Source organism: Vibrio sp. YYF0003 (assembly GCF_036350715.1).
Classification (GTDB): Bacteria; Pseudomonadota; Gammaproteobacteria; order Enterobacterales; family Vibrionaceae; genus Vibrio; species Vibrio natriegens.
Genome location: NZ_JAZDWA010000006.1, coordinates 79726 through 100656, shown reverse-complemented (window position 1 = coordinate 100656; position 20931 = coordinate 79726). Strand labels below are relative to the sequence as shown.

Genomic DNA, 20931 nt, shown 5'->3' with positions numbered 1-20931 from the left:
ATCCTTATGCCTGTTTGTCGATAGCAGGCTTAGCAGCAGTTTCTGCGTTAGCTGGCTCGTACTTTTTCAGTTTCTTCTTAAGACGTCGAACTTGAAGTTGAGTCTTTAGTTGGATGCTAGCGAAGATAACCCAAGCCAAGCCAAATCCAACAACAAATACCACGCCTAATAGCGTTGATAGATGGAACTCTCCTTTTGCTAAAAGATAGTTAAAGGTCACAACCTCTTGGTTTTGTGAGCCTAATGCTAGTGCAATTAAAAAGAGAGCGAAAATAGCAACGATTTTTATAATTTTCATATTACATCACCCTTAGAGGAGTAAGTAGGTCAGATTATGCAGTAAAATGTTTCTTCAGACCACGTATATTAGCAATAATCTATACCCAAGTAACCTCAAGAAACCCGGTTTGTAGACACACAATTGAAGTTAATAGCAATCTGGATAGATAAACATTCAACTTATGGCACGATAAAACCGTCCAGAGTAAGGCAAGTTGAGATAATTGACACTAATACCAATAATTTAATTATCAGAAAGTTGTGCAGGAGAAATCGCTTAGAACAAGGAAGAACTTGCAGTAACCAGCGGTGTTAATGACAAAAGTTCTAATGCAGTTGTCAGCGATTTGAACCAGCAATAACGATGAGATAATGACTGGAATTGGTCTTACTGGACATATTATAAAAAAGCGGCATACACAAAAGTATGCCGCTTTTTCAAACTAATCAGAGAGCATTAGCCAATATTTACGCGCTCACGAAGTTCTTTACCTGGTTTGAAGTGTGGGACGAATTTACCGTCTAGTTCCACTTTATCACCAGTTTTAGGGTTGCGACCTACGCGAGGCTCACGGTAATGAAGAGAAAAACTACCAAAGCCGCGGATCTCGATACGGTCACCACTCTCTAATGTAGAGGCCATGTGCTCTAGAATATCTTTTACAGCATCCTCTACCTCTTTCGCTGATAAATGCGTTTGCTCAGCGCAGAGTCTTTCAATCAGTTCAGACTTAGTCATAGTTGCCCTCTTTGAGTATCTTTCTCACTCATTATAGTAAGTAATACTAATTCCAACAAACACTTGCTCGTAATTCTAGACAATTTTTACGCAAAGTATGCATTGAAGAAATGTCTTTTATTAAGATAGTTTACCGATATTAGTATTACTACTTTTATTGCAATAAATATAAAAAAGGAGCCTTGCGGCTCCTTTTTTGCTTAAGCGAGTATATTATTCGCCTTTAGCTGCTTTGAAAGCGTCAGCCATTGCGTTACCGAATGCATTGTCATCTTGCTTGTTGATAGATGCCATTGCTTCTTGCTCTTCAGCTTCGTCTTTAGCTTTGATAGATAGGTTGATTACGCGGTTCTTACGGTCTACACCTGTGAACTTAGCTTCAACAACATCACCAGCGCTTAGGATTAGAGAAGCATCTTCTACGCGATCGCGAGATACTTCAGAAGCACGGATGTAACCTTCAACGCCTTCTGCGATTTCAACAGTAGCACCTTTAGCGTCAACAGCAGTTACAGTAGCGTTAACTAGAGTACCTTTCTTGTTGTCTGCAACGTAAGCATTGAATGGGTCATTTTCCATTTGCTTAACGCCTAGAGAGATACGCTCACGCTCTGCGTCTACTGCTAGAACAACTGCAGAGATCTCGTCGCCTTTCTTGTACTCACGTACAGCTTCTTCGCCAGCAACATTCCAAGAAATGTCAGATAGGTGAACTAGACCGTCGATGCCGCCTTCTAGACCGATGAAGATACCGAAGTCAGTGATAGACTTGATCTTACCAGTAACTTTGTCGCCTTTAGCTTGTGCTTCAGCGAATGACTGCCATGGGTTAGCTTTACACTGTTTCAGACCTAGAGAGATACGACGACGCTCTTCGTCGATTTCAAGAACCATAACCTCAACTTCGTCGCCAACATTAACAACTTTAGATGGGTGGATGTTCTTGTTAGTCCAATCCATTTCTGAAACGTGAACTAGACCTTCAACGCCTTCTTCGATTTCAACGAAGCAGCCGTAGTCAGTTAGGTTAGTTACGCGACCAGTTAGTTTGTGACCTTCTGGGTAACGCTTAGCGATTGCTACCCATGGATCTTCGCCTAGTTGCTTAAGACCTAGTGATACGCGAGTACGCTCACGGTCGAACTTAAGAACTTTAACTTGGATCTCGTCACCAACGTTAACGATTTCAGATGGGTGCTTAACGCGCTTCCAAGCCATATCTGTGATATGTAGAAGACCGTCAACGCCACCTAGGTCAACGAACGCACCGTAGTCAGTAAGGTTCTTAACGATACCTTTAACTTCAGAACCTTCTTGTAGAGTTTCTAGAAGCTCGTCACGCTCAACGCTGTTCTCAGATTCGATAACTGCACGACGTGAAACAACTACGTTGTTACGTTTTTGGTCAAGTTTGATAACTTTGAACTCTAGCTCTTTGTTTTCTAGGTGAGCAGTGTCGCGGATTGGACGTACGTCTACTAGTGAGCCAGGAAGGAAAGCACGGATACCGTTTAGTTCAACAGTGAAACCGCCTTTAACTTTACCGTTGATGATACCAACAACAGTTTCAGCTTCTTCGTAAGCTTTCTCAAGTACGATCCAAGCTTCGTGACGCTTAGCTTTCTCACGAGAAAGTTGAGTTTCACCGAAACCATCTTCAACAGCGTCTAGAGCTACGTCTACTTCAGCGCCAACTTCAACTTCAAGTTCGCCAGCAGCGTTCTTGAACTGTTCAGCAGGGATAGCAGATTCAGACTTAAGACCAGCGTCAACAAGAACGAAACCGTTCTCGATAGCTACTACAGTACCTTTAACGATGCTGCCTTGTTGGAATTCTGTTTCGTTTAGAAACTCTTCAAAGAGTTGAGCAAAAGATTCAGTCATTTATTTAATCTTCAATAAATTAAACGTCCACGGGTATCCTACCGCATGGGGTTATTAAATTCGCCAGTCATCATCCTTGCGACCAACGCTCTTAGCCAAGTTGAGTATCGTTACTCAACTCGCTTCGATTCGATATATTGTAGTGCCTTTTCTACCACTTCGTCGATAGTCATCGACGTAGAATCTAGCACAAGCGCATCCTCTGCAGGGCGTAGTGGCGCCACTGGGCGGTTACGATCGCGATCGTCACGCTCTTGGATCTCGCTTAAAAGGTCAGCAAATCTAACATCTAACCCTTTATCTTGCAACTGTTTAAGGCGTCTATTTGCACGCTCTTCTGCGCTCGCATCAAGGAAAATTTTCGCTTGTGCTTGTGGGAATACAACGGTTCCCATATCACGGCCATCAGCAACCAAACCTGGTGCTGTTTCAAAGGCACGCTGACGACGCAATAATGCTTCACGAACACGTGGTAGCGCAGCGACTTTAGATGCAGCCATACCCGTTTCTTCTTTACGAAGCTCACCGGAGACATCTTCGCCTTCTAAGATAACCTTGACCAAGTCACCTTCAGCGATAAATTGAACATCTAGGTGTGTAGCCAATGGGACAAGTGCGTCCTCAGACTCAGTATCAACACCATGGTGAATAGCAGCCAGTGCAAGTACTCGATAAATCGCGCCAGAGTCTAAGAGTTGGAAACCCAACTTTTTCGCCAGCAACATACACAAAGTGCCTTTACCTGCACCACTCGGTCCATCTACGGTTACAACCGGAGTTTGAGAGGACATGTTCTTCTCCACCTTTTATTTCTTTTAGCAAATTGCTCGGTTTTCGAGGCGCGCATTATAAGGGAAATTGCCCTTTCGGGCGAGGAAAAATGTCATTCCATGCATCACACTGCATGAGCAGCCTGATTTATAAGTAAATTTAAAAACTCAAATAAAAATGGCGAGAGCTCTCACCCTCGCCATGTTCAAATTGGATATCAGTTTTCGTGATTACACGATTGGCTTTTGACCACGCTCAGCCAATTTTAAGATAACACTGTCTGCCACTTTGCTCGCTACACCCGCTAGCTTATCAGCCAGTTTTTTCTTCGGTACGTAGTGAACGGCTAATACTGTCTTGTCTTTGCATGCGGCAACAACGAGATCATCAGACGTGCAGATTTCATCGACCAGACCACGCTCTTTTGCCTGAGTACCAAACCAGTGTTCGCCAGTCGCTACTTTCTCTAGCTCTAAGCTTGGGCGGCGCTCACGAATAAAGTCTTTGAACAGTACGTGAGTTTCTTCTAGTTCTTGTTTGAATTTATCACGAGCTTTGTCGGTGTTTTCGCCAAACATCGTCAGGGTACGCTTGTACTCACCTGCGGTGAGTTGTTCGTACTCGATATCATGCTTCTTCAGTAACTTATTGAAGTTTGGAATTTGTGCGATCACGCCAATTGAGCCAACAATTGCAAATGGTGCAGAGACAATTTTGTCTGCCACACACGCCATCATATAACCACCACTTGCCGCAACTTTATCCACGGCGATAGTTAATGGCAAACCAGCGGCTTTAATGCGATCAAGCTGAGAAGATGCCAAGCCGTAGCCATGAACCATGCCACCACCTGACTCTAAACGCAGTAAGATTTCATCGCCTTCACGAGCCACAGCCAAAATGGCGGTGATCTCTTCACGTAATGAATTCACTTCTTTCGCATCAATGCTGCCTTTGAAGTCAAGAACAAACAGGTGTGGTTCGCGCTTGCTATCTAGCTCACCTTCTTTACTGGCTTGTTTGATCTCTTTCTCGCGGGATTTGTTCTTTTCTTTTTCTTCTTTCTTGATGGCTTTGTCACGAGCCTTGAGGAAAGCCTCATCGTGTAAATGATGCTCTAATTGCTCAACCGACTGTTTATGCTGCTCAGAAAGGTTGGTGATCTCAAGTTCACCTTTTGCAGCACCTGATTTACCACCTACCGATTTAACCAGGATTAGAATGACAATGATCGCAGCAACGACTGTGACAATCTTGGCCAAGAATAAACCGTAATCTAATAAAAATTCCAATGAGAGCTCCTTTATCTCACTCCAGAGAATATGTTGCTATGCTACACCGAAAAATCAGAGAGAAGGCAACGTGGTTTGTAACCACTTGTTCTGATTGATAGCATACCTAACCAACGTTCTGGAATTGGTATAACACATGAATTGGTGTATTGTAACCATCTTGTCACGATTACCAAGATTTTCCATTAAGAAAGCGGCGTAATTTGCGCCAATTAACTATCATGGACCCTCTTACAATAATAAGGATTAAACACCGTGGACTACTCCGTTTCAGCAGATGCCTTAAAAGATAAAGTCATTCTTGTTACCGGCGCAGGTAATGGCATTGGCCGTCAAGCCGCACTTTCATATGCAAAGCACGGTGCAACGGTGATTTTATTGGGCAGAAACGTTCAAAACCTTGAATCCATTTACGATGAAATCGAAGCCGCTGGTTACCCGCAAGCTGCCATTATTCCTCTTGATTTAAAAGGGGCGACAAAACAGAACTACATCGACATGGCAGAGACAATCGAAGGCCAGTTTGGTCGCCTTGACGGCCTGTTGCACAACGCTGGCGTTCTAAGCACACTTTGTCCATTTGAACAAATCAAAGAAGATGACTTCGACGACATCATGCAAATTAACGTGAAAGCCGAAGTTCTGATGACTCAGGCGCTGCTACCTGTGATGCGTAAATCTGAAGCGGGTCGTATTATCTTTACCTCTTCTACTGTTGGTCACTCTGGTCGTGCTTTCTGGGGTCCATACGCGATCTCTAAGTTCGCAGTAGAAGGCATGATGCAAACGCTGGCTGATGAGCTAAGTGATACAACAATGCGTGTTAATGCCATCAACCCAGGTGCCACACGTACTCGCATGCGTGAAAAAGCATACCCGGGTGAAGATTCTAACAAACTAAAAACACCACAAGATCTGATGCCACTGTACCTGCATCTGATGGATCCGAGTGTGACTGACGTGAATGGCCAGTGTATCGACGCACAACCAAAGCGTAAGTGATTCTGTTCTCACTCCTTCGCATAACTGATTGAAAAGGCAGCCAACGCTGCCTTTTTTATTTTTCTCGCCACAAAAATCTTGCTACTTTTCACCACAGAAATATACTGTACATATATACAGGTATTTAGTTATGCAAGATATTATTCAGCACTTAAAAAGCCAACACCTTGTTTGGCAGGCAAATTTAACCAAAGCGGACTCACATCAGTTCCTCAACAGCTCTGCTTTTCCTGAGCTGGACGCTCTACTGGGCGGAGGTTTTCCACCTCACGGCGTGATCGAAATGGAGTCTGTGGGCAGTGTCGGTGAATTGCGTTTATTAGCGCCTTATTTGAAATCATCGCTAACTAAAGGCGTTACTGCGTTTATTCAACCGCCAGCGTTAATGAATCCACTCTTTCTGCACAGTATCGGCTTGGATATCAATCAAGTCTGGATCATCACACCGGAGCATCAGCGTGATGCACTCTGGGCTGCAGAGCAGTGCCTAAAAAGTAGTGTGTGTAGCAATGTATTATTGTGGCAAGACGAGCTTGAAATCCATCAAGTCAAACGTCTACAGGTCGCCAGTGAGCAGGGCTCTTGCCCTCTGTTTATGTTGAAGCCAGTAAGAGCAAACCGTCTATCCCTGCCTGTCTCACTCAGCCTCAAAGTACAAGGGAGTGAGCAAGGCGTCAGCGTTGAGGTATTAAAACGTAAAGGTGGCTGGAGCAAAGGTCAGGTCGAGATTAACTACCAGCATCATTACCCACAACTGGTCATGCCGCTTAAGACTCATACTCCATCGACAGTCGTGAATTTCCCGATGTTAAATCAAGGGTAATAACAACATGTCTTTATGGATCTACTTACACTTCCCTCGTCTGCAATTGGATACACTTTTTAGTGGCAACCAAGAACAGCCTGTGGTGATAGTCGAAAGCCAGCGTTGTCGCATCATTCAATACAACGATGTTGCTGAGCAGCAAGGCATCAAGCTAAATATGGGATTGGGCAGCGCTGCGTCTTTATGTCGAGACTTACAAGTCCACCCTCACCATCCCCAAACTGAACTGAAGAAATTGCAGGAGGTTGCCCAGTGGCTATATCTGATCACGTCTGATGTGGTTCTGATGCCAAATCAGGGGCTCCTGCTACGCGCAACACCCATGCTCAGCCTCTATGATGGGTTGCAAAACTACTGGCACAAAGTCTCAGCCCACCTCGCCACACTAAAACTGAGTGTGCAGTTTGGCTGTGGGTTTTCTCCATTATCAGCCAAACTCATGGCACTGTCTGGAAGTAACCAGTTGATTGAAGACAAAGCGTCTATTCAACAATCACTCTCCTCTTTGCCACTCACACTGACAGATTTATCCACTGTGACGGTGGATAAATTGCAGCGTGTTGGCGTAAGTACTTTACAAGACCTGCTTGAGTTACCGCTGCAGGATATCGCTCGCCGTTTTGATATTGATTTAGTGAACTACGTAGGTCGTCTGACTGGCCAATTTAAACACCCTGTCGATTTTTATCATCCAACAGAATCATTCAGAGTGTATTTGGAGTTGCTGTTTGAGCTAGAAAATGTTCAGTGGATTGAGAAGCCCTTGGCCAAACTGCTGAAGCAACTCGAAACCTTTCTAAAATTAAGAGACAAAGTTGCTTTTGAGCTTTGCTTAACGCTCCACCAGCGAGATAAACACACACAGTCGGTGCCGCTTACCTCAGCACAAGGCGATTACTTATGCCACCGCTGGCAACAACTCGCCAGTTTGAGCCTGGAGTCTCTGGCACTCAATGGCCCTGTGATTGGCCTGACTTTGCAGGTCAATCGCCAAGGCGAACCAATCAGCAGCGCTTGCGACCTCTTTGCGGGGCAGAAAGGCCAAATGCATCCGTTAGAGCTGCTCTCTTTGTTGCAAGCAAAAATGGGAAAACACTCCGTACTCAAGCCTGATATTGCCTACGACCCAAGGCCAGAAAAAGCCTGCCAATACCGTTCGGCCGATGAACCCGATGTCGCGCTTTCTTCGATTCCTCAGTTGCTGCGTCCGGCAATGCAGTTACCGAGACCAGTGCCGCTCCAAGAACAGGTTTCTCTGGTACACGGACCAGAACGAATTGTTTCAGGGTGGTGGGATGGCGATGAAATCATGCGTGATTACTACATTGCACACACCAAGCAAGGTCGCTGGTTATGGGTGTTCCGCGATCAATACAAACATTGGTTTCTTCATGGATTTTTTTGTTAAGTCGTTATGAATTACGCAGAGCTGTTTTGTCAGTCCAATTTCTCTTTTCTTACCGGAGCTTCTCATGCAGAAGAGCTGGTTCTGCAAGCCGCTTTTTACCGCTATCAAGCCATTGCGATCACCGATGAATGTTCCGTCGCAGGTGTTGTAAAAGCCTATTCCACGATCCAGCAACATAAGCTCGATATCAAACAAATCGTAGGGAGCATGTTTTGGCTCAATGATGAATGCCAAGTGGTCTTATTGTGTCCATGCCGTAAAGCTTATGCAGAATTGTGCCGTATCATCACCAACGCAAGACGGCGCAGTGAAAAAGGCAGCTATCAACTCTCTGAATGGGATTTGATGTCGATTCGTCACTGTTTTGTTTTATGGCTCCCAACCCACCAAAACAGCGATCATTACTGGGGACGCTGGTTAAACCAACATCATCCAAACCGCTTATGGGTTGCCATCCAGCGTCACCTTGGTGGCGATGATTCGGCATATACCAACCATTGTGAAAAGCTCGCCCATGAACTTCAGTTACCTATCACAGCGTGTGGTGGTGTACTCATGCACTCGGTCGAACGCCTGCCATTACAGCACGTACTTACGGCAGTGAAACACGGTTGCAGCGTCGATAAGCTGGGGTTTGAACGACTATCCAACGCAGAGCGTGCACTACGCCCACTAAGCAAAATAGCCCGAGTCTACAAACCAAAATGGCTTGCAGAAAGCCAGCACATCGCTAATTTGTGTGAATTTAAGCTGAGTGACCTGAAATACGAATACCCTGCCGAGTTAATCCCCGACGGTTACACACCCGATTCTTACCTACGTATGCTGGTTGAACGCGGCAAGAAAAGACGTTTTCCTGAAGGTGTTCCAGAAACCATCCAGCAAACGATCGAGAATGAGCTCGCATTAATCAAAGAGCTGAAATACCACTATTACTTTTTAACTATTCACGACATTGTGATGTTTGCAAAAAAGCAAGGCATTCTCTATCAGGGACGCGGCTCTGCGGCAAACTCTGTCGTGTGCTATTGCCTGGAAATCACCTCCGTGGATCCAAGGCAAATCGCGGTACTGTTCGAACGTTTTATCAGCAAAGAACGAGATGAGCCGCCAGATATTGATGTCGACTTTGAGCACGAGCGCCGGGAAGAAGTCATTCAATACATCTATAAGAAATATGGTCGTGAGCGAGCAGCTCTGGCTGCAACCGTGATCAGCTATCGCTTCAAAAGTGCAGTCAGAGAAGTCGGGAAAGCACTGGGGATTGAAGAAACCCAGCTCGACTTTTTCATTAAAAACGTGAATCGCCGCGATCGTAGCCAAGGCTGGCAAGCACAGATTGTCGAACTCGGATTGCATCCGGAATCGCTCAAGGGGCAACAATTTATTCAACTGGTGAACGAGATCATCGGCTTTCCTCGCCACTTGTCTCAACACGTCGGTGGCTTTGTGATTTCTTCCGGACCGTTATACGAGTTAGTTCCGGTGGAAAACGCGGCGATGGAAGATCGTACTATCATACAGTGGGATAAAGATGATTTAGAAAGCTTAAAACTGCTCAAGGTCGATGTGCTCGCATTAGGCATGCTGAATGCGATCAGAAAGTGCTTTCAGCTGGTCGAAAAGCACCACCAGCGATCACTGTCCATTGCTGAGATCACCCGACTTCAGGATGATCCCAATGTGTATCGCATGATCCAGAAAGCAGACACCGTCGGGGTATTTCAGATCGAATCCCGAGCACAAATGAGCATGCTTCCTCGCTTAAAACCGGCCTGTTACTACGACTTGGTGATTCAAATTGCGATTGTACGTCCGGGACCTATTCAGGGTGATATGGTTCACCCCTTCCTCAAAAGACGCAATGGCGAAGAACCGGTCAGCTACCCTTCAGAAGCCGTGAAAAGCGTTTTAGCCCGCACCATGGGCGTTCCGATTTTTCAGGAGCAGGTCATCAAGCTCGCCATGGTTGCAGCTGGCTTTAGCGGCGGTGAAGCCGATCAACTACGCCGGGCGATGGCCGCCTGGAAAAAGAATGGCGATCTGGCCAAGTTCAGACCTAAGCTTATCGATGGCATGCGTGAGAGAGGCTACGATTTAGCGTTTGCTGAGCGTATCTTCGAGCAAATTTGTGGCTTTGGTGAATATGGCTTCCCGGAAAGTCATTCCGCTTCATTTGCGGTCCTGGCCTATTGTTCATCCTGGTTGAAATACTATTATCCTGCTGAGTTTTATACCGCGCTACTGAACAGTCAACCCATGGGGTTTTACAGCCCTTCGCAATTGGTGCAGGATGCTCGCCGCCATGGCATTGAAGTCTTGCCTGTCTGTGTCAATCTTTCGCGCTATCAGCATCATCTGATCCAGCGCCCTAACGGTCGGTTAGCCGTGCAGCTTGGCTTTCGCTTAGTCAAAGGGCTCAGTGAAGAGAGCGCGAACCAACTCCTTAAGCGCCGCCCTCAAAACGGCTATCGCTCAATTCAGGAGGTAAAGCAGGTGTTGAGAAGCCGCCGTGATATCGAGCTGTTGGCATCCGCGAATGCGTTACAGATATTATCGGGTAACCGCTATCGAGCTCGTTGGGCAGCCATGGACTCCCTATCGGACTTACCTCTGTTTCAGGATGTACAAGAGCCTGTTGCTGGTTATCAAACACAACCTTCTGAGTATGAAAACCTGATTGAAGATTATGCCAGTACCGGACTTTCTCTCAATCGTCATCCGATTACTTTATTAGATCAAGCAGGTAAGCTGCCTCGCTTTACTCGCATGCAACAGTTAGTCGAGAAAGAACATAAATCACTGGTGACCGTTGTCGGGCTCGTCACCGGACGTCAGTCTCCCGGTACCGCTGCGGGTGTTACCTTTATCACTTTAGAAGACGATACCGGGAATATTAATGTCGTGGTTTGGAGTGCGACGGCCCGAGCCCAAAAGCAAGCTTATCTCACATCCAAAGTGATGATGGTAAAAGGAATTTTAGAGAGAGAGGGAGATGTGACACACGTGATCGCAGGCAAACTGATTGATTGCACTCATCACTTAGCGGCGTTACAAAGCAAATCACGAGACTTTCACTAGTGTTTAGGAAGCGCAGTCAATAACAAAAAGGGATGAGAACCCAAGTCTCATCCCTTTAATAGGTCGGTAATAAAGTCAGTAAAAGAGATTAACCCTCTACCACTTTCATCAACAGTTGTCCGTCATACAACGCTTGTTTTACAAGTGCTGCACCCGGCATTGTCGCTTGTTTGTAGAAACGAGACTCTACCAGTTCCAGATCCTGGTGATAAACAGGCAAACTTTGCTCTTCGATACAACGACGAATAGCTGGGTAAAGAATGTCTTTCGCTTGGTTGATGACGCCACCAATCAAGATCTTTTCTGGGTTAAACAGGTTAATCACAATCGCAATCGCAGAACCTAGGTAACGGCCTAGTTTTTCAATCACATCCACAGCAAGGGGATCACCATTAGCGGCTGCTTCACAGATGCTCTCGATACTCATCTCTTCTTGCTCAGCAAGGCTGGACGCCTCACCATCAGCAATCCGTCTGACGACTTCTTCACGAATAGCCTGTGAGCTTGCTACCGTTTCCAAACAGCCAATATTGCCACAGTGGCAGCGTTTACCATTTGGATCGATTTGAATATGACCTAATTCACCGATATTACCGTGACGGCCTAACAACACGCGACCATCGAGAATAATACCGGCACCTAAACCATGGTGAATCGAAATCAGAACTGAGTTTTCATTCTCTTTAGAGTGACCAAACAGTTTCTCCGCTAATGCCCAAGCTCGCGTGTCATTAGCCACAAAGACGGGTAAGCCGGTTGCCTTATATATTTCAGGCCCCAGAGCTAAATTTTCTACGTTGTAATGCGGCATTTGTAACACGATGCCTTGCTCTGAGTTAACGAGGCCAGGCAGCGTAATTGCGATACTGGTAACACGATCTAGCTGATCAGCATAGGTTTGAAAAAACTCATCAATTTCATAAAGCAGGCGCTCAAGAACATCGTCTTGGTCCAGCTCATGAATTTCGATTTTAGTATCAATTAATACATCGCCGCCGAGCTCATGGAGCGCGATTGTTAAATAACCACGGCCTAAACGCATCGACAGGAACTGCCAACCTTCATTATTAACCTGCAAACCGACAGCGGGACGACCACGACTGGTGGCCTCTTGAACGGTTGTTTCATGAATCAAGTGTGCTTCAATTAATTCTCGAGTGATTTTAGTAATACTTGCAGGTGCAAGCTCACTTTGCTTGGACAAATCAATTCGAGATATTGGACCCTTTAAGTCAATTAGTTTGTATACCCGACCAGCATTGATCTGTTTGATATGATCAATATGGCCCGGTTGAGCCATGTACATTGTGCACTCCAAAATTCTATAACACGGCAATTTTTTTACTTTGCGAACTAATTGTGAAGTGAATTAATAGATCCCCGTGACAAGCATCACGCAGAAACCTGTTTGTTTGTGTATTTAGTCAAATAACGGAAAATTTACACCTGTTAAATTGTGTAAAAAATAACTTAATTTTTTGACCAAATTAGTCATCCACTCCACGCGAGTGGCTATCACTAAAAACATCAAGCGAATCTATGCAGTTGGTTTTTTATAAAGATGGAGAACTTTTTGCTCGTGTTCATCTTAACCAAAGCATTCTGTGCATATACTTAAATACAATTCGAGTTACCTTGTCCCACACTAGCATTCTTCGGAGAATCTATGACATCCAAATTGAGAAGAACAAAAATCGTTACCACACTTGGGCCTTCAACTGATAAAGACAATGTACTTGAGGAGATCATCAAAGCTGGCGCTAACGTTGTGCGGCTGAACTTTTCACACGGTAGCAGCGAAGATCATATTCAACGTGCAAACAAAGTCCGTGCAATTGCCGCAAAACTAGGACGACAGGTTGCTATCTTAGGCGACTTGCAGGGTCCGAAAATCCGCGTATCTACATTCAAAGATGGCAAAGTGATGCTCAAAGTCGGTGACAAATTCACCTTAGATAGCGACTTGCCAAAAGGTGAAGGCAACCAAGAAACTGTCGGTTTAGACTACAAAGAATTGCCACAAGACGTCGCACCTAATGATGTCCTGTTACTCGACGATGGCCGTGTTCAGTTACAAGTCACCAGCGTAGAAGGTAATAAAGTACATACTCGCGTCACGGTTGGTGGTGCCCTGTCGAACAACAAAGGCATTAACAAAAAAGGCGGCGGATTATCTGCAGAAGCGTTAACGGAAAAAGATAAGGCAGACATTCTTACTGCCGCAGAAATCAAAGTCGATTATTTAGCGATTTCTTTCCCACGTAATGGCGAAGATATGCACTATGCGCGACGCTTAGCGCGAGATGCAGGCCTGGAAGCAAAATTGGTCGCCAAAGTAGAACGCGCCGAAACGGTAGAGAGTAGTGAGTCAATTGACGATATCATTATGGCCTCTGATGTGGTCATGGTCGCTCGCGGAGACTTAGGGGTAGAGATCGGTGACCCAGAGCTTATTGGTGTTCAGAAGAAGCTCATTCGTCGTGCACGCAGCTTAAACCGAATCGTCATTACGGCAACCCAGATGATGGAATCGATGATTACAAGCCCAATGCCTACCCGTGCTGAAGTCATGGACGTGGCAAATGCTGTTTTAGATGGTACCGATGCGGTCATGCTGTCAGGAGAAACCGCGGCAGGTGAATACCCCGTTGAAACCGTTAAATCGATGGCTGAAGTCTGTATGGGCGCAGAGAAAATGTCTGAAGCCAGTCTGTCGACCTATCGCCTTGAACGTTCCTTCGAAACCGCAGAAGAAACCATTGCGATGGCAACCATGTATTCTGCCAACCATATGGAAGGTATTAAGGCCATGATCTCCTTAACCGAGTCTGGCAGAACCGCTTTAATGATGTCTCGTCTGAGCTCAGGGTTGCCTATTTTTGCCTTATCAAGAAATGAATCGACACTGAATCGTGCTGCGTTATACCGAGGCGTCACACCAGTCTATTTTAACTCCAAAGGCGATGCAGGATTGCCAACCGCGCAGGATGCGATTAGCTGTTTAAAAGAACAAGGATTTTTAAACGACGGAGATTTGGTCATCATTACTCAAGGTGACGTAATGGATGTCGTTGGTTCAACCAACTGTATGCGTATTATGCCTGCATAATATATCAGTACAAAAGTCGAGGGCTCCAATCGGAGCCCTTTTAACTTTCATCTGAAGCGAATGAAAACACTACGCGCTTTCACGCCCATCTAAGTCAAGATCAATATTCAGTTGGTCATAAAGCTGAACGAAGTTATAGCCAGCCTGCAAACCTAACTGATAGTCATGTTCTAAATCTTCAGGGTCGCTTAACAAAGAAGAGGACCGAAGCACTTCTCTGGGTGCAATCTGTAGAATAAAAGTATCATCTGGTGGCGTAGAGAGAAACGCTTGTGTCAGCTCGAATGTTTGATAATGGATCATCAACATATCAGCCAAACCGGAGTCGAAGTTTTCCCCGATAAGATGACTCAATCGATACAAGTTATCCGCCCCAAACAGCCATCGCCCGCCATTCAAAAGCATTTCGCCAGCCAGCTTAGATTGATGGGCCGTGTTAATCTTCTGCTGAAAAAAGGATGCCCAGTCTGACTTCCACTGGCTCACTTTCTGTTGCCACGATTGCTGCACGGAGTTTATCGACTCTCGATACCACTGGACAGACTTATCCCCGACTTCACTTTGTACTCTTGCGTCGATTTCTGAGTAAGGCTCCGTTCGGATAACAATAATATTGCGCGCATTCTGTCTCCACGCTTCCTGCGCAGGGATTGAGGCGGAAACGCCACCATCGACAAACTTACGCCCGCCAACATCGACTGGCCCAAGGTATAATTTGGGAATCGCACACGTTGCCAACATGGTTTGGAACCAGGAATCGCCCAGCATAGGAAGGTACAGATCGGAAAGCGTCTCTACATCAGTCACGGCAGCAAAAGCCCCTCTAGTGCCCAGTGCTTTGCGCCCCATGTCGAGGTCCAGTTTGTAGGGGAAATCCTGAATTCTTTCCAGCGCCCACTCCAGCCCCAAATATTGCTGCTTACGAATGTAACGAAAAAGGTTAAAAAACTCAGGCGAGGTGGTCAATTCGGTAATAAACGCCTTACCCATCCCATGCTGACGGCATAGATAAGGGCAAAGGTTTAGTGCACCTGCTGAGGTACCATAGAATTCATCGAAGGGATCAAAGTTGGAAAGCAAAAATGCATCAAGCACTCCAGCGGTAAAAATTCCTCGCTGCCCTCCTCCTTGCGTGACAAGAGCAGTTTTGCCATGCCTGAAATGTTCGTAAACATTGATATCGAGTTCAGTATGGCTATCGGTGATTATACCGCTGTTACGTATCATCGGCTTAAGCCTTCTAATAAAGCTAAACTTAGATTAAGCCGAAGTAATCGCAATAATTCCGTATGACAAAAGAACTGCGAAAACAGCGGCAACGATGATTAGTGCGGATTTGAGATCGTGTTCCATAAACACCTCCTTGAACTGTAACAAATTAATAACACCAGCGTGAAACATGTTCAAGATTTGCTTAATTTGTTCGCACGATTTTGACTAAGCCATCACAATTAGCTTAGGCATAATAAGGAGATAGGGCATGAAGAATAACGTCGGCTATTTGATTGGAACTATTTTGATGAGCGTTGCTTTCAACGTCCAAGCGAATGTAATCGTCACACCATTTATTGGATATACCGCTGGCGGCAAAGTGGAAGACACGAATGCCAATACCTACGACATTGATGCAGCGACCAGTTACGCGTTGGCAATCGAAACACCTTTTCTTCAGGGGCGAGTCGGTCTTTTTTATTCCTATCAACCGACAGAACTAAAATCACTGTCCAACTCAGCAGACATTCATTACCTGCAGTTTCAAAGTAGCCTCGCCTATCCCATTGCACAGGGTTGGCAGACATACGCCGGCTTGGGGTTAGGCGGCTCTTATACTGATGTGAACTGGGCGGATAAAAAAGTGGGTTTTTCTGCGAGTGCGTTTGCCGGTATTGAATATGAATACTCTCAAGCAATTGCTTTAACGGCGCAACTACGTTGGCTAGGCACAGTCGTCGACAATGACACTTCAGGTTCATGCACACTGCCGTCTGATGGTTCCAACTGCATCATCAAGTATGACACCGATTGGATGAACCAATTTCAATCTAATGTCGGAATTAGTTTTCGCTTTTAACTGCAACACAATGACGAAACATCGTCTAGATGGTGTACAAAAGCTAGACGTACACCCTAAATAATCAAAATAGTCCTTATAACCATGTAATCGACCTCATTGCAGTCATTTGTTTTGAGATCAAGCTTACACAACTCAAATAAACTCCAGAAAAACGAATATTAACCATATTATAACCAGACAAAATACTATTATTAACATTTAGAATCTGTTGCGCTTGTAATTATTAGAAGTTAGTCTGAATAGCGAAAACAGATAAATATTTCAGTTTTATCAAACACACATCATAAATTTAAGAGTTAAACTCTAAATTCTTTCATGTGAAGCAGAATAAAAAACGGCAAATCAATAACTACTTAGAATTTAGGCCATAAAAACTGATGGATAGCAGTTTCCCTAACTTTTAATAAATTGCCCTGCTTTACAGAAAGAGCTTCATTCCTTAGGGAGTTGTACAGGAGTCAAATATGAAGCGAGAACAATGGGGATCCCGCGCAGGGTTCATCTTAGCAGCAGTAGGTTCAGCGATCGGTCTGGGTAACATTTGGCGTTTCCCATACATGGCCTACGAAAACGGTGGCGGCGCATTTTTTATTCCTTACCTTTTTGCCATGATCACTGCAGGTATTCCATTCATGATCCTAGAGTTCAGTATGGGTCAAAAATACCGTGGCTCAGCACCAAAGACACTAGCAAAGATTCATTCAAAATTTGAGTGGCTTGGTTGGTTTCAGGTGGGTGTCGCAGCAGTCATCGCCGTTTACTATGTAGCCGTGATCGGCTGGTCTATTTCTTACTTTGGTCTGTCGTTCAGCCAAGGTTGGGGAGCAGATACAAACGCGTTTTTCTTCAGTGAATACCTGAAGTTAGGTGATAATTCACCAACGAATCTAGGTAGTATCCAATGGAAGATTGCGTTGTCTATGGTCATTGCTTGGGCCATTACTTATGTTGCGATTGCAAGCGGCGTGAAGTCAGGAATCGAGCGTGCATCTAAAATCATGATGCCAATTCTTTTCTTGATGGTGCTGTTCCTTATCGGGCGCATGGTGTTCTTACCAGGTGCACTGAACGGCGTGAACTACATGTTCGAACCAGACTTCAGCAAAATTTGGGACGTTAAAGTATGGGCAGCCGCTTATGGTCAGATCTTCTTTACCCTAAGTATTGGTTTTGCCATCATGCTGGCCTACTCTAGCTACTTGCCAGAGAAATCAGACATCACAAACAATGCGTTCATGACGGTATTGATTAACTGTGGTTTCTCTATCCTATCCGGCATCATGATCTTCTCAGTATTGGGCTACATGGCTCAGGAGCAAGGTAAACCTTTAACAGAGGTGGTTTCTGCGGGTGTTGGTCTTGCGTTTGTAACGTTACCAGCGGCAATTAACTTATTGCCAGCACCTTACATTCTTGGTCCACTGTTCTTCTTTGCTCTAGTTGTAGCGGGCTTAAGCTCTCATATCTCAATCATGGAAGCAGTAACCTCAGCAATTATCGACAAATTAAACTGGAGTCGTAAGAAAGCCGCAAACGTGGTTATCGGTACTGGTTTCGTTGTATCCATGGCATTCGCAACCAATGGTGGTCTGCTATTGCTCGACCTAGTCGATCATTTTGCAAACAACGTCGGTATCATGGTTGGTGGCTTAGTAGAAATCGTATTGATGGCATGGCTACTAAACCGTGTATCAGAAGTTCGTGGCTACGTTAACGAGCGTTCGGACTTCTCAATCGGCCAATGGTTTGAAATCTGCTTGCGTTTCGTAACACCAATTATGCTAGCTGTAATCTTAGCGACCAAGCTTTATGCTCTATTTACCGACGGCTACGGTGGTTACGATTTGACATTGGGCTGGGCATTGATCGCAGCACTCTTTATCTTCGGGCTATTAATTAACGCAGTAAACCGCAAGGAGAAAACAAAATGACAATCAGTGCAATCATCATGATGGTTCTTGGTTTAGGTATTACTTGGGGTGGTGCCGCCGTTTGTATCAAACGAGCGATGAATAAACAATAACCGTAACGTTAACAATAAAAATGCCGGCTTACTTAGCCGGCATTTTTTATTGGACGTTAATCAAATTGGTATTAGAAGCTGTATTTCACGCCCACTGCACCACCAACCTGTAAGTCTACACCTTTGTACAGGTCAAGCTCTGGATGTAGCTGTGCATACACATCCCAGCCCTGAGATAGGTCCCAATTGACACCTAGTGGTACGCGCACACCAAATTCATCGTCCCACTCATACCAACCACCAACACCGACATACCAAGTCACTGGCACGTTTTGGTCGAACGTACCACGTTTAGCAATGTAGTCAAAAGCCATGCCGTCGTTACCGATAATCCCACGGTACGTATTATCTATCTCAACAACAACGCTCAATTGCTGATCGACTGCCATACCAACAGCTAAATCAGATGTTCCATTAGCCGCCATTGCAGCGCCAGACGTCAGTCCTGCTGCCAGTATTATTAGTTTCTTCTTCATAACCATTATCAATTCTTAAAAAAACATCGTGCATAATTCAAACACGACTGGATTTTATAATGTCAATGAAGGGTAAGAAGGATGTAGGGATACGCTCAAAAAAGTAAAGATGAGTTTATTGTCACATGAATACGGCAAAGCACTTTAAGGAAGAAGTGTCGATATAGGAAGTTTGTACAACTATGAGGTGATTAACGTATGAGGTTAGAGCACGCAGACATTAAAAAGGAGGCCGAAGCCCCCCTTTCACATAAGTAATGGATAACTGAGATTAGCCGTGGTTACGAATCCACTCATCCATTTCTGTTTTCAGGTTATCAGACTTAGTACCGAAGATAGCCTGAACACCACCAGCTACAACAACAACACCTGCTGCGCCTAGCTGTTTTAGTTTGTCTTGGTCGACAGCTGCAGTATCAGCTACTGCAACACGCAGACGAGTAATACATGCATCTAAACCTGTGATGTTCGCTTTGCCACCGAATGCTGCTACGAGTTCACCGCCCATGTCTGAGCCAGAAGTTGTTGCAGCTGCTTCAGCTTCATCTTCACGGCCCGGTGTTTTTAGGTCAAGAGCAGTGATTACTGCACGGAACACAACGTAGTAGATGACCGCGTAAACCAGACCTACACCAATCATCAGAACCATCTTCTGAGCATTACCAGACAACACTAAGAAGTCGATAAGACCGTGAGAGAAAGAAGTACCGTGAACAAAGCCTAGCGTGTTCGAAACAACGTATGCAGAACCAGCTAGTAGCGCGTGGATTCCGTATAGTAGCGGAGCAACGAATAGGAACGAGAACTCGATTGGCTCAGTAATACCAGTAAGGAATGATGTTAACGCAGCTGACGCCATGATACCCATTACCTTCGCGCGGTTTTCAGGCTTAGCACAATGAGCAATAGCAATAGCTGCCGCTGGTAGACCGAACATTTTGAACATGTAACCACCCGCTAGCTGACCGAAGCCATTACCAGCAGCACGTGATGCTTCATCAGCAACAAGGTAACAAGTTAACACGCCGTTTTGAGCTTGGCCTGCAGCGTTAACACATTTACCTGCTTCGAAGAAGAAAGGTACGTTCCATACATGGTGTAGACCGAATGGAATCAGTGAACGCTCAACAATACCGTAGATACCAAATGCTAGCTGTGGGTTTTGATCCGCCGCCCAGTGAGAGAACGCACTGATACCGCTACCAATTGGTGGCCAGATTACAGAAAGGATAACACCAAGAATGATCGCACCAAAGCCTGTGATGATTGGCACTGCACGTTTACCCGCGAAGAAGCCAAGGTATTCAGGTAGCTGAATCTTGAAGAAACGGTTGAATGCCCAAGCAGCCAAACCACCACTTAAGATACCGCCTAGTACACCAGTATCGATTTTTTCAACACCCATGACGCCAGCCATTACACCAAGCGTCGCTGTCATAATACCGTAACCAACGATTGCAGCCAGACCTGCTACACCATCGTTATTTGTGAAGCCTAGAGCAACACCGACAGCAAATAGCAAGGCCATTTGGCCAAATACAGAACCACCAGCTTGTTCCATTAGGTTAGAAACAATCTCTGGAATGAAACTCAGATGGGCAGCACCAACACCCAGAAGAATACCTGCAACCGGCAATACCGATACTGGAAGCATCAGTGATTTACCGACTTTTTGCAGGTTAGCAAAAAGGTTTTTGAACATGTTCAAGCTCCTGATAAGTATATAAGTATTATTTGGGTACTAACGGCCACCCCCCGTAGCCTAAATGTTAGCACCCAATTAAGATGTAACCACAAATTGAGTATATTTTATGGCTCAAAATATATTATTGATAACCCTCAAAGTTCGATGACAATAATCCTTTCAAGATCACGAAAACAACAAATTGATTGGCAAATTACTCTAAAAAATGCGACTCATACCGCCTATCAATGCCTTATTGGTAAATATAAATACGGCGAATATC

18 protein-coding genes are annotated in these 20931 nt (G+C 45.1%); 8 read left to right on the top strand and 10 right to left on the bottom strand.

Going from position 1 to position 20931, the window contains the following annotated elements; translation table 11 throughout:
• Positions 1-4 precede the first annotated feature (4 nt).
• The 5 genes from V1U08_RS17280 to sohB form a co-directional block, all read right to left on the bottom strand.
• Positions 5-298, bottom strand: coding sequence for a LapA family protein (locus tag V1U08_RS17280; protein ID WP_014232465.1), 294 nt, complete (start codon positions 296-298; stop codon positions 5-7).
• A gap of 438 nt (positions 299-736) precedes the next feature.
• Positions 737-1018 (bottom strand): integration host factor subunit beta, encoded by a 282-nt coding sequence (gene ihfB / locus V1U08_RS17275; RefSeq protein ID WP_014232466.1) that lies wholly within the window; start codon positions 1016-1018, stop codon positions 737-739.
• 213 nt (positions 1019-1231) lie between these two features.
• Positions 1232-2902 carry a 30S ribosomal protein S1 gene (gene rpsA / locus V1U08_RS17270; RefSeq protein ID WP_014232467.1) on the bottom strand — a complete coding sequence of 557 codons (1671 nt, stop codon included), beginning with the start codon at positions 2900-2902 and terminating at the stop codon, positions 1232-1234.
• 110 nt (positions 2903-3012) lie between these two features.
• Positions 3013-3693: a (d)CMP kinase gene (gene cmk / locus V1U08_RS17265; RefSeq protein ID WP_065302632.1), complete on the bottom strand. Its 681-nt coding sequence runs from the start codon at positions 3691-3693 to the stop codon at positions 3013-3015.
• 210 nt (positions 3694-3903) lie between these two features.
• Positions 3904-4965 carry a protease SohB gene (sohB, locus tag V1U08_RS17260; RefSeq protein ID WP_065297071.1) on the bottom strand — a complete coding sequence of 354 codons (1062 nt, stop codon included), beginning with the start codon at positions 4963-4965 and terminating at the stop codon, positions 3904-3906.
• Between the two features lie 255 nt (positions 4966-5220).
• On the opposite strand from sohB, the gene V1U08_RS17255 reads away from it, so the two are divergent.
• The 4 genes from V1U08_RS17255 (at position 5221) to V1U08_RS17240 (ending at position 11282) form a co-directional block, all read left to right on the top strand.
• Complete coding sequence (locus V1U08_RS17255; RefSeq protein ID WP_065299925.1) at positions 5221-5967, top strand: YciK family oxidoreductase; 747 nt, start codon at positions 5221-5223, stop codon at positions 5965-5967.
• 130 nt (positions 5968-6097) lie between these two features.
• On the top strand, positions 6098-6790 hold the full coding sequence (gene imuA / locus V1U08_RS17250) for a translesion DNA synthesis-associated protein ImuA (protein ID WP_330471082.1): 693 nt from the start codon (positions 6098-6100) through the stop codon (positions 6788-6790).
• Between the two features lie 7 nt (positions 6791-6797).
• Positions 6798-8201 carry a Y-family DNA polymerase gene (locus V1U08_RS17245; protein ID WP_330471081.1) on the top strand — a complete coding sequence of 468 codons (1404 nt, stop codon included), beginning with the start codon at positions 6798-6800 and terminating at the stop codon, positions 8199-8201.
• A gap of 6 nt (positions 8202-8207) precedes the next feature.
• Positions 8208-11282: an error-prone DNA polymerase gene (locus tag V1U08_RS17240; protein WP_330471080.1), complete on the top strand. Its 3075-nt coding sequence runs from the start codon at positions 8208-8210 to the stop codon at positions 11280-11282.
• A gap of 88 nt (positions 11283-11370) precedes the next feature.
• Here V1U08_RS17240 and mlc read toward each other — a convergent pair whose 3' ends face one another.
• Positions 11371-12588 (bottom strand): sugar metabolism global transcriptional regulator Mlc, encoded by a 1218-nt coding sequence (gene mlc / locus V1U08_RS17235; protein ID WP_014232474.1) that lies wholly within the window; start codon positions 12586-12588, stop codon positions 11371-11373.
• 360 nt (positions 12589-12948) lie between these two features.
• Here mlc and pyk point away from each other — a divergent pair, with 360 nt between their 5' ends.
• Positions 12949-14391: a pyruvate kinase gene (pyk, locus tag V1U08_RS17230; RefSeq protein WP_065297075.1), complete on the top strand. Its 1443-nt coding sequence runs from the start codon at positions 12949-12951 to the stop codon at positions 14389-14391.
• 69 nt (positions 14392-14460) lie between these two features.
• On the opposite strand, the gene V1U08_RS17225 is transcribed toward pyk, so the two are convergent.
• On the bottom strand, positions 14461-15618 hold the full coding sequence (locus V1U08_RS17225; protein ID WP_330471079.1) for a patatin-like phospholipase family protein: 1158 nt from the start codon (positions 15616-15618) through the stop codon (positions 14461-14463).
• Positions 15619-15651: 33 nt separating this feature from the next.
• Complete coding sequence (cydH, locus tag V1U08_RS17220; RefSeq protein WP_020335625.1) at positions 15652-15744, bottom strand: cytochrome bd-I oxidase subunit CydH; 93 nt, start codon at positions 15742-15744, stop codon at positions 15652-15654.
• Positions 15745-15871: 127 nt separating this feature from the next.
• Between cydH and V1U08_RS17215 the strand changes: the two genes are divergently transcribed.
• The 3 genes from V1U08_RS17215 to V1U08_RS17205 all read left to right on the top strand — a co-directional run bounded on the left by V1U08_RS17215 (position 15872) and on the right by V1U08_RS17205 (position 18488).
• Positions 15872-16462 carry an outer membrane beta-barrel protein gene (locus V1U08_RS17215; protein WP_014232478.1) on the top strand — a complete coding sequence of 197 codons (591 nt, stop codon included), beginning with the start codon at positions 15872-15874 and terminating at the stop codon, positions 16460-16462.
• Positions 16463-16929: 467 nt separating this feature from the next.
• On the top strand, positions 16930-18396 hold the full coding sequence (locus tag V1U08_RS17210) for a sodium-dependent transporter (protein ID WP_065302636.1): 1467 nt from the start codon (positions 16930-16932) through the stop codon (positions 18394-18396).
• A complete protein-coding gene (locus tag V1U08_RS17205) occupies positions 18393-18488 on the top strand; it encodes a MetS family NSS transporter small subunit (RefSeq protein ID WP_014232480.1) in 96 nt (31 codons plus the stop codon). Before V1U08_RS17210 ends, V1U08_RS17205 begins: the two co-directional genes overlap by 4 nt.
• Positions 18489-18559: 71 nt before the next feature.
• Here the strand turns inward: V1U08_RS17205 and V1U08_RS17200 are convergent, their stop codons facing one another.
• Together V1U08_RS17200 and ptsG are read right to left on the bottom strand one after the other, a co-directional pair.
• Positions 18560-18970: a hypothetical protein gene (locus V1U08_RS17200; RefSeq protein WP_330471078.1), complete on the bottom strand. Its 411-nt coding sequence runs from the start codon at positions 18968-18970 to the stop codon at positions 18560-18562.
• 265 nt (positions 18971-19235) lie between these two features.
• Positions 19236-20666: a PTS glucose transporter subunit IIBC gene (ptsG, locus tag V1U08_RS17195; protein WP_020335630.1), complete on the bottom strand. Its 1431-nt coding sequence runs from the start codon at positions 20664-20666 to the stop codon at positions 19236-19238.
• Positions 20667-20931: the final 265 nt, after the last annotated feature.

Coding starts and splice junctions, on each gene's coding strand:
- V1U08_RS17240 (WP_330471080.1), top strand. CDS start 8,208: ATGAATTACGCAGAGCTGTTTTGTCAGTCCAATTTCTCTTTTCTTACC.
- V1U08_RS17200 (WP_330471078.1), bottom strand. CDS start 18,970: ATGGTTATGAAGAAGAAACTAATAATACTGGCAGCAGGACTGACGTCT.
- V1U08_RS17245 (WP_330471081.1), top strand. CDS start 6,798: ATGTCTTTATGGATCTACTTACACTTCCCTCGTCTGCAATTGGATACA.
- pyk (WP_065297075.1), top strand. CDS start 12,949: ATGACATCCAAATTGAGAAGAACAAAAATCGTTACCACACTTGGGCCT.
- V1U08_RS17280 (WP_014232465.1), bottom strand. CDS start 298: ATGAAAATTATAAAAATCGTTGCTATTTTCGCTCTCTTTTTAATTGCA.
- mlc (WP_014232474.1), bottom strand. CDS start 12,588: ATGTACATGGCTCAACCGGGCCATATTGATCATATCAAACAGATCAAT.
- V1U08_RS17225 (WP_330471079.1), bottom strand. CDS start 15,618: ATGATACGTAACAGCGGTATAATCACCGATAGCCATACTGAACTCGAT.
- cmk (WP_065302632.1), bottom strand. CDS start 3,693: ATGTCCTCTCAAACTCCGGTTGTAACCGTAGATGGACCGAGTGGTGCA.
- cydH (WP_020335625.1), bottom strand. CDS start 15,744: ATGGAACACGATCTCAAATCCGCACTAATCATCGTTGCCGCTGTTTTC.
- ptsG (WP_020335630.1), bottom strand. CDS start 20,666: ATGTTCAAAAACCTTTTTGCTAACCTGCAAAAAGTCGGTAAATCACTG.
- V1U08_RS17215 (WP_014232478.1), top strand. CDS start 15,872: ATGAAGAATAACGTCGGCTATTTGATTGGAACTATTTTGATGAGCGTT.
- imuA (WP_330471082.1), top strand. CDS start 6,098: ATGCAAGATATTATTCAGCACTTAAAAAGCCAACACCTTGTTTGGCAG.
- ihfB (WP_014232466.1), bottom strand. CDS start 1,018: ATGACTAAGTCTGAACTGATTGAAAGACTCTGCGCTGAGCAAACGCAT.
- V1U08_RS17210 (WP_065302636.1), top strand. CDS start 16,930: ATGAAGCGAGAACAATGGGGATCCCGCGCAGGGTTCATCTTAGCAGCA.
- V1U08_RS17205 (WP_014232480.1), top strand. CDS start 18,393: ATGACAATCAGTGCAATCATCATGATGGTTCTTGGTTTAGGTATTACT.
- rpsA (WP_014232467.1), bottom strand. CDS start 2,902: ATGACTGAATCTTTTGCTCAACTCTTTGAAGAGTTTCTAAACGAAACA.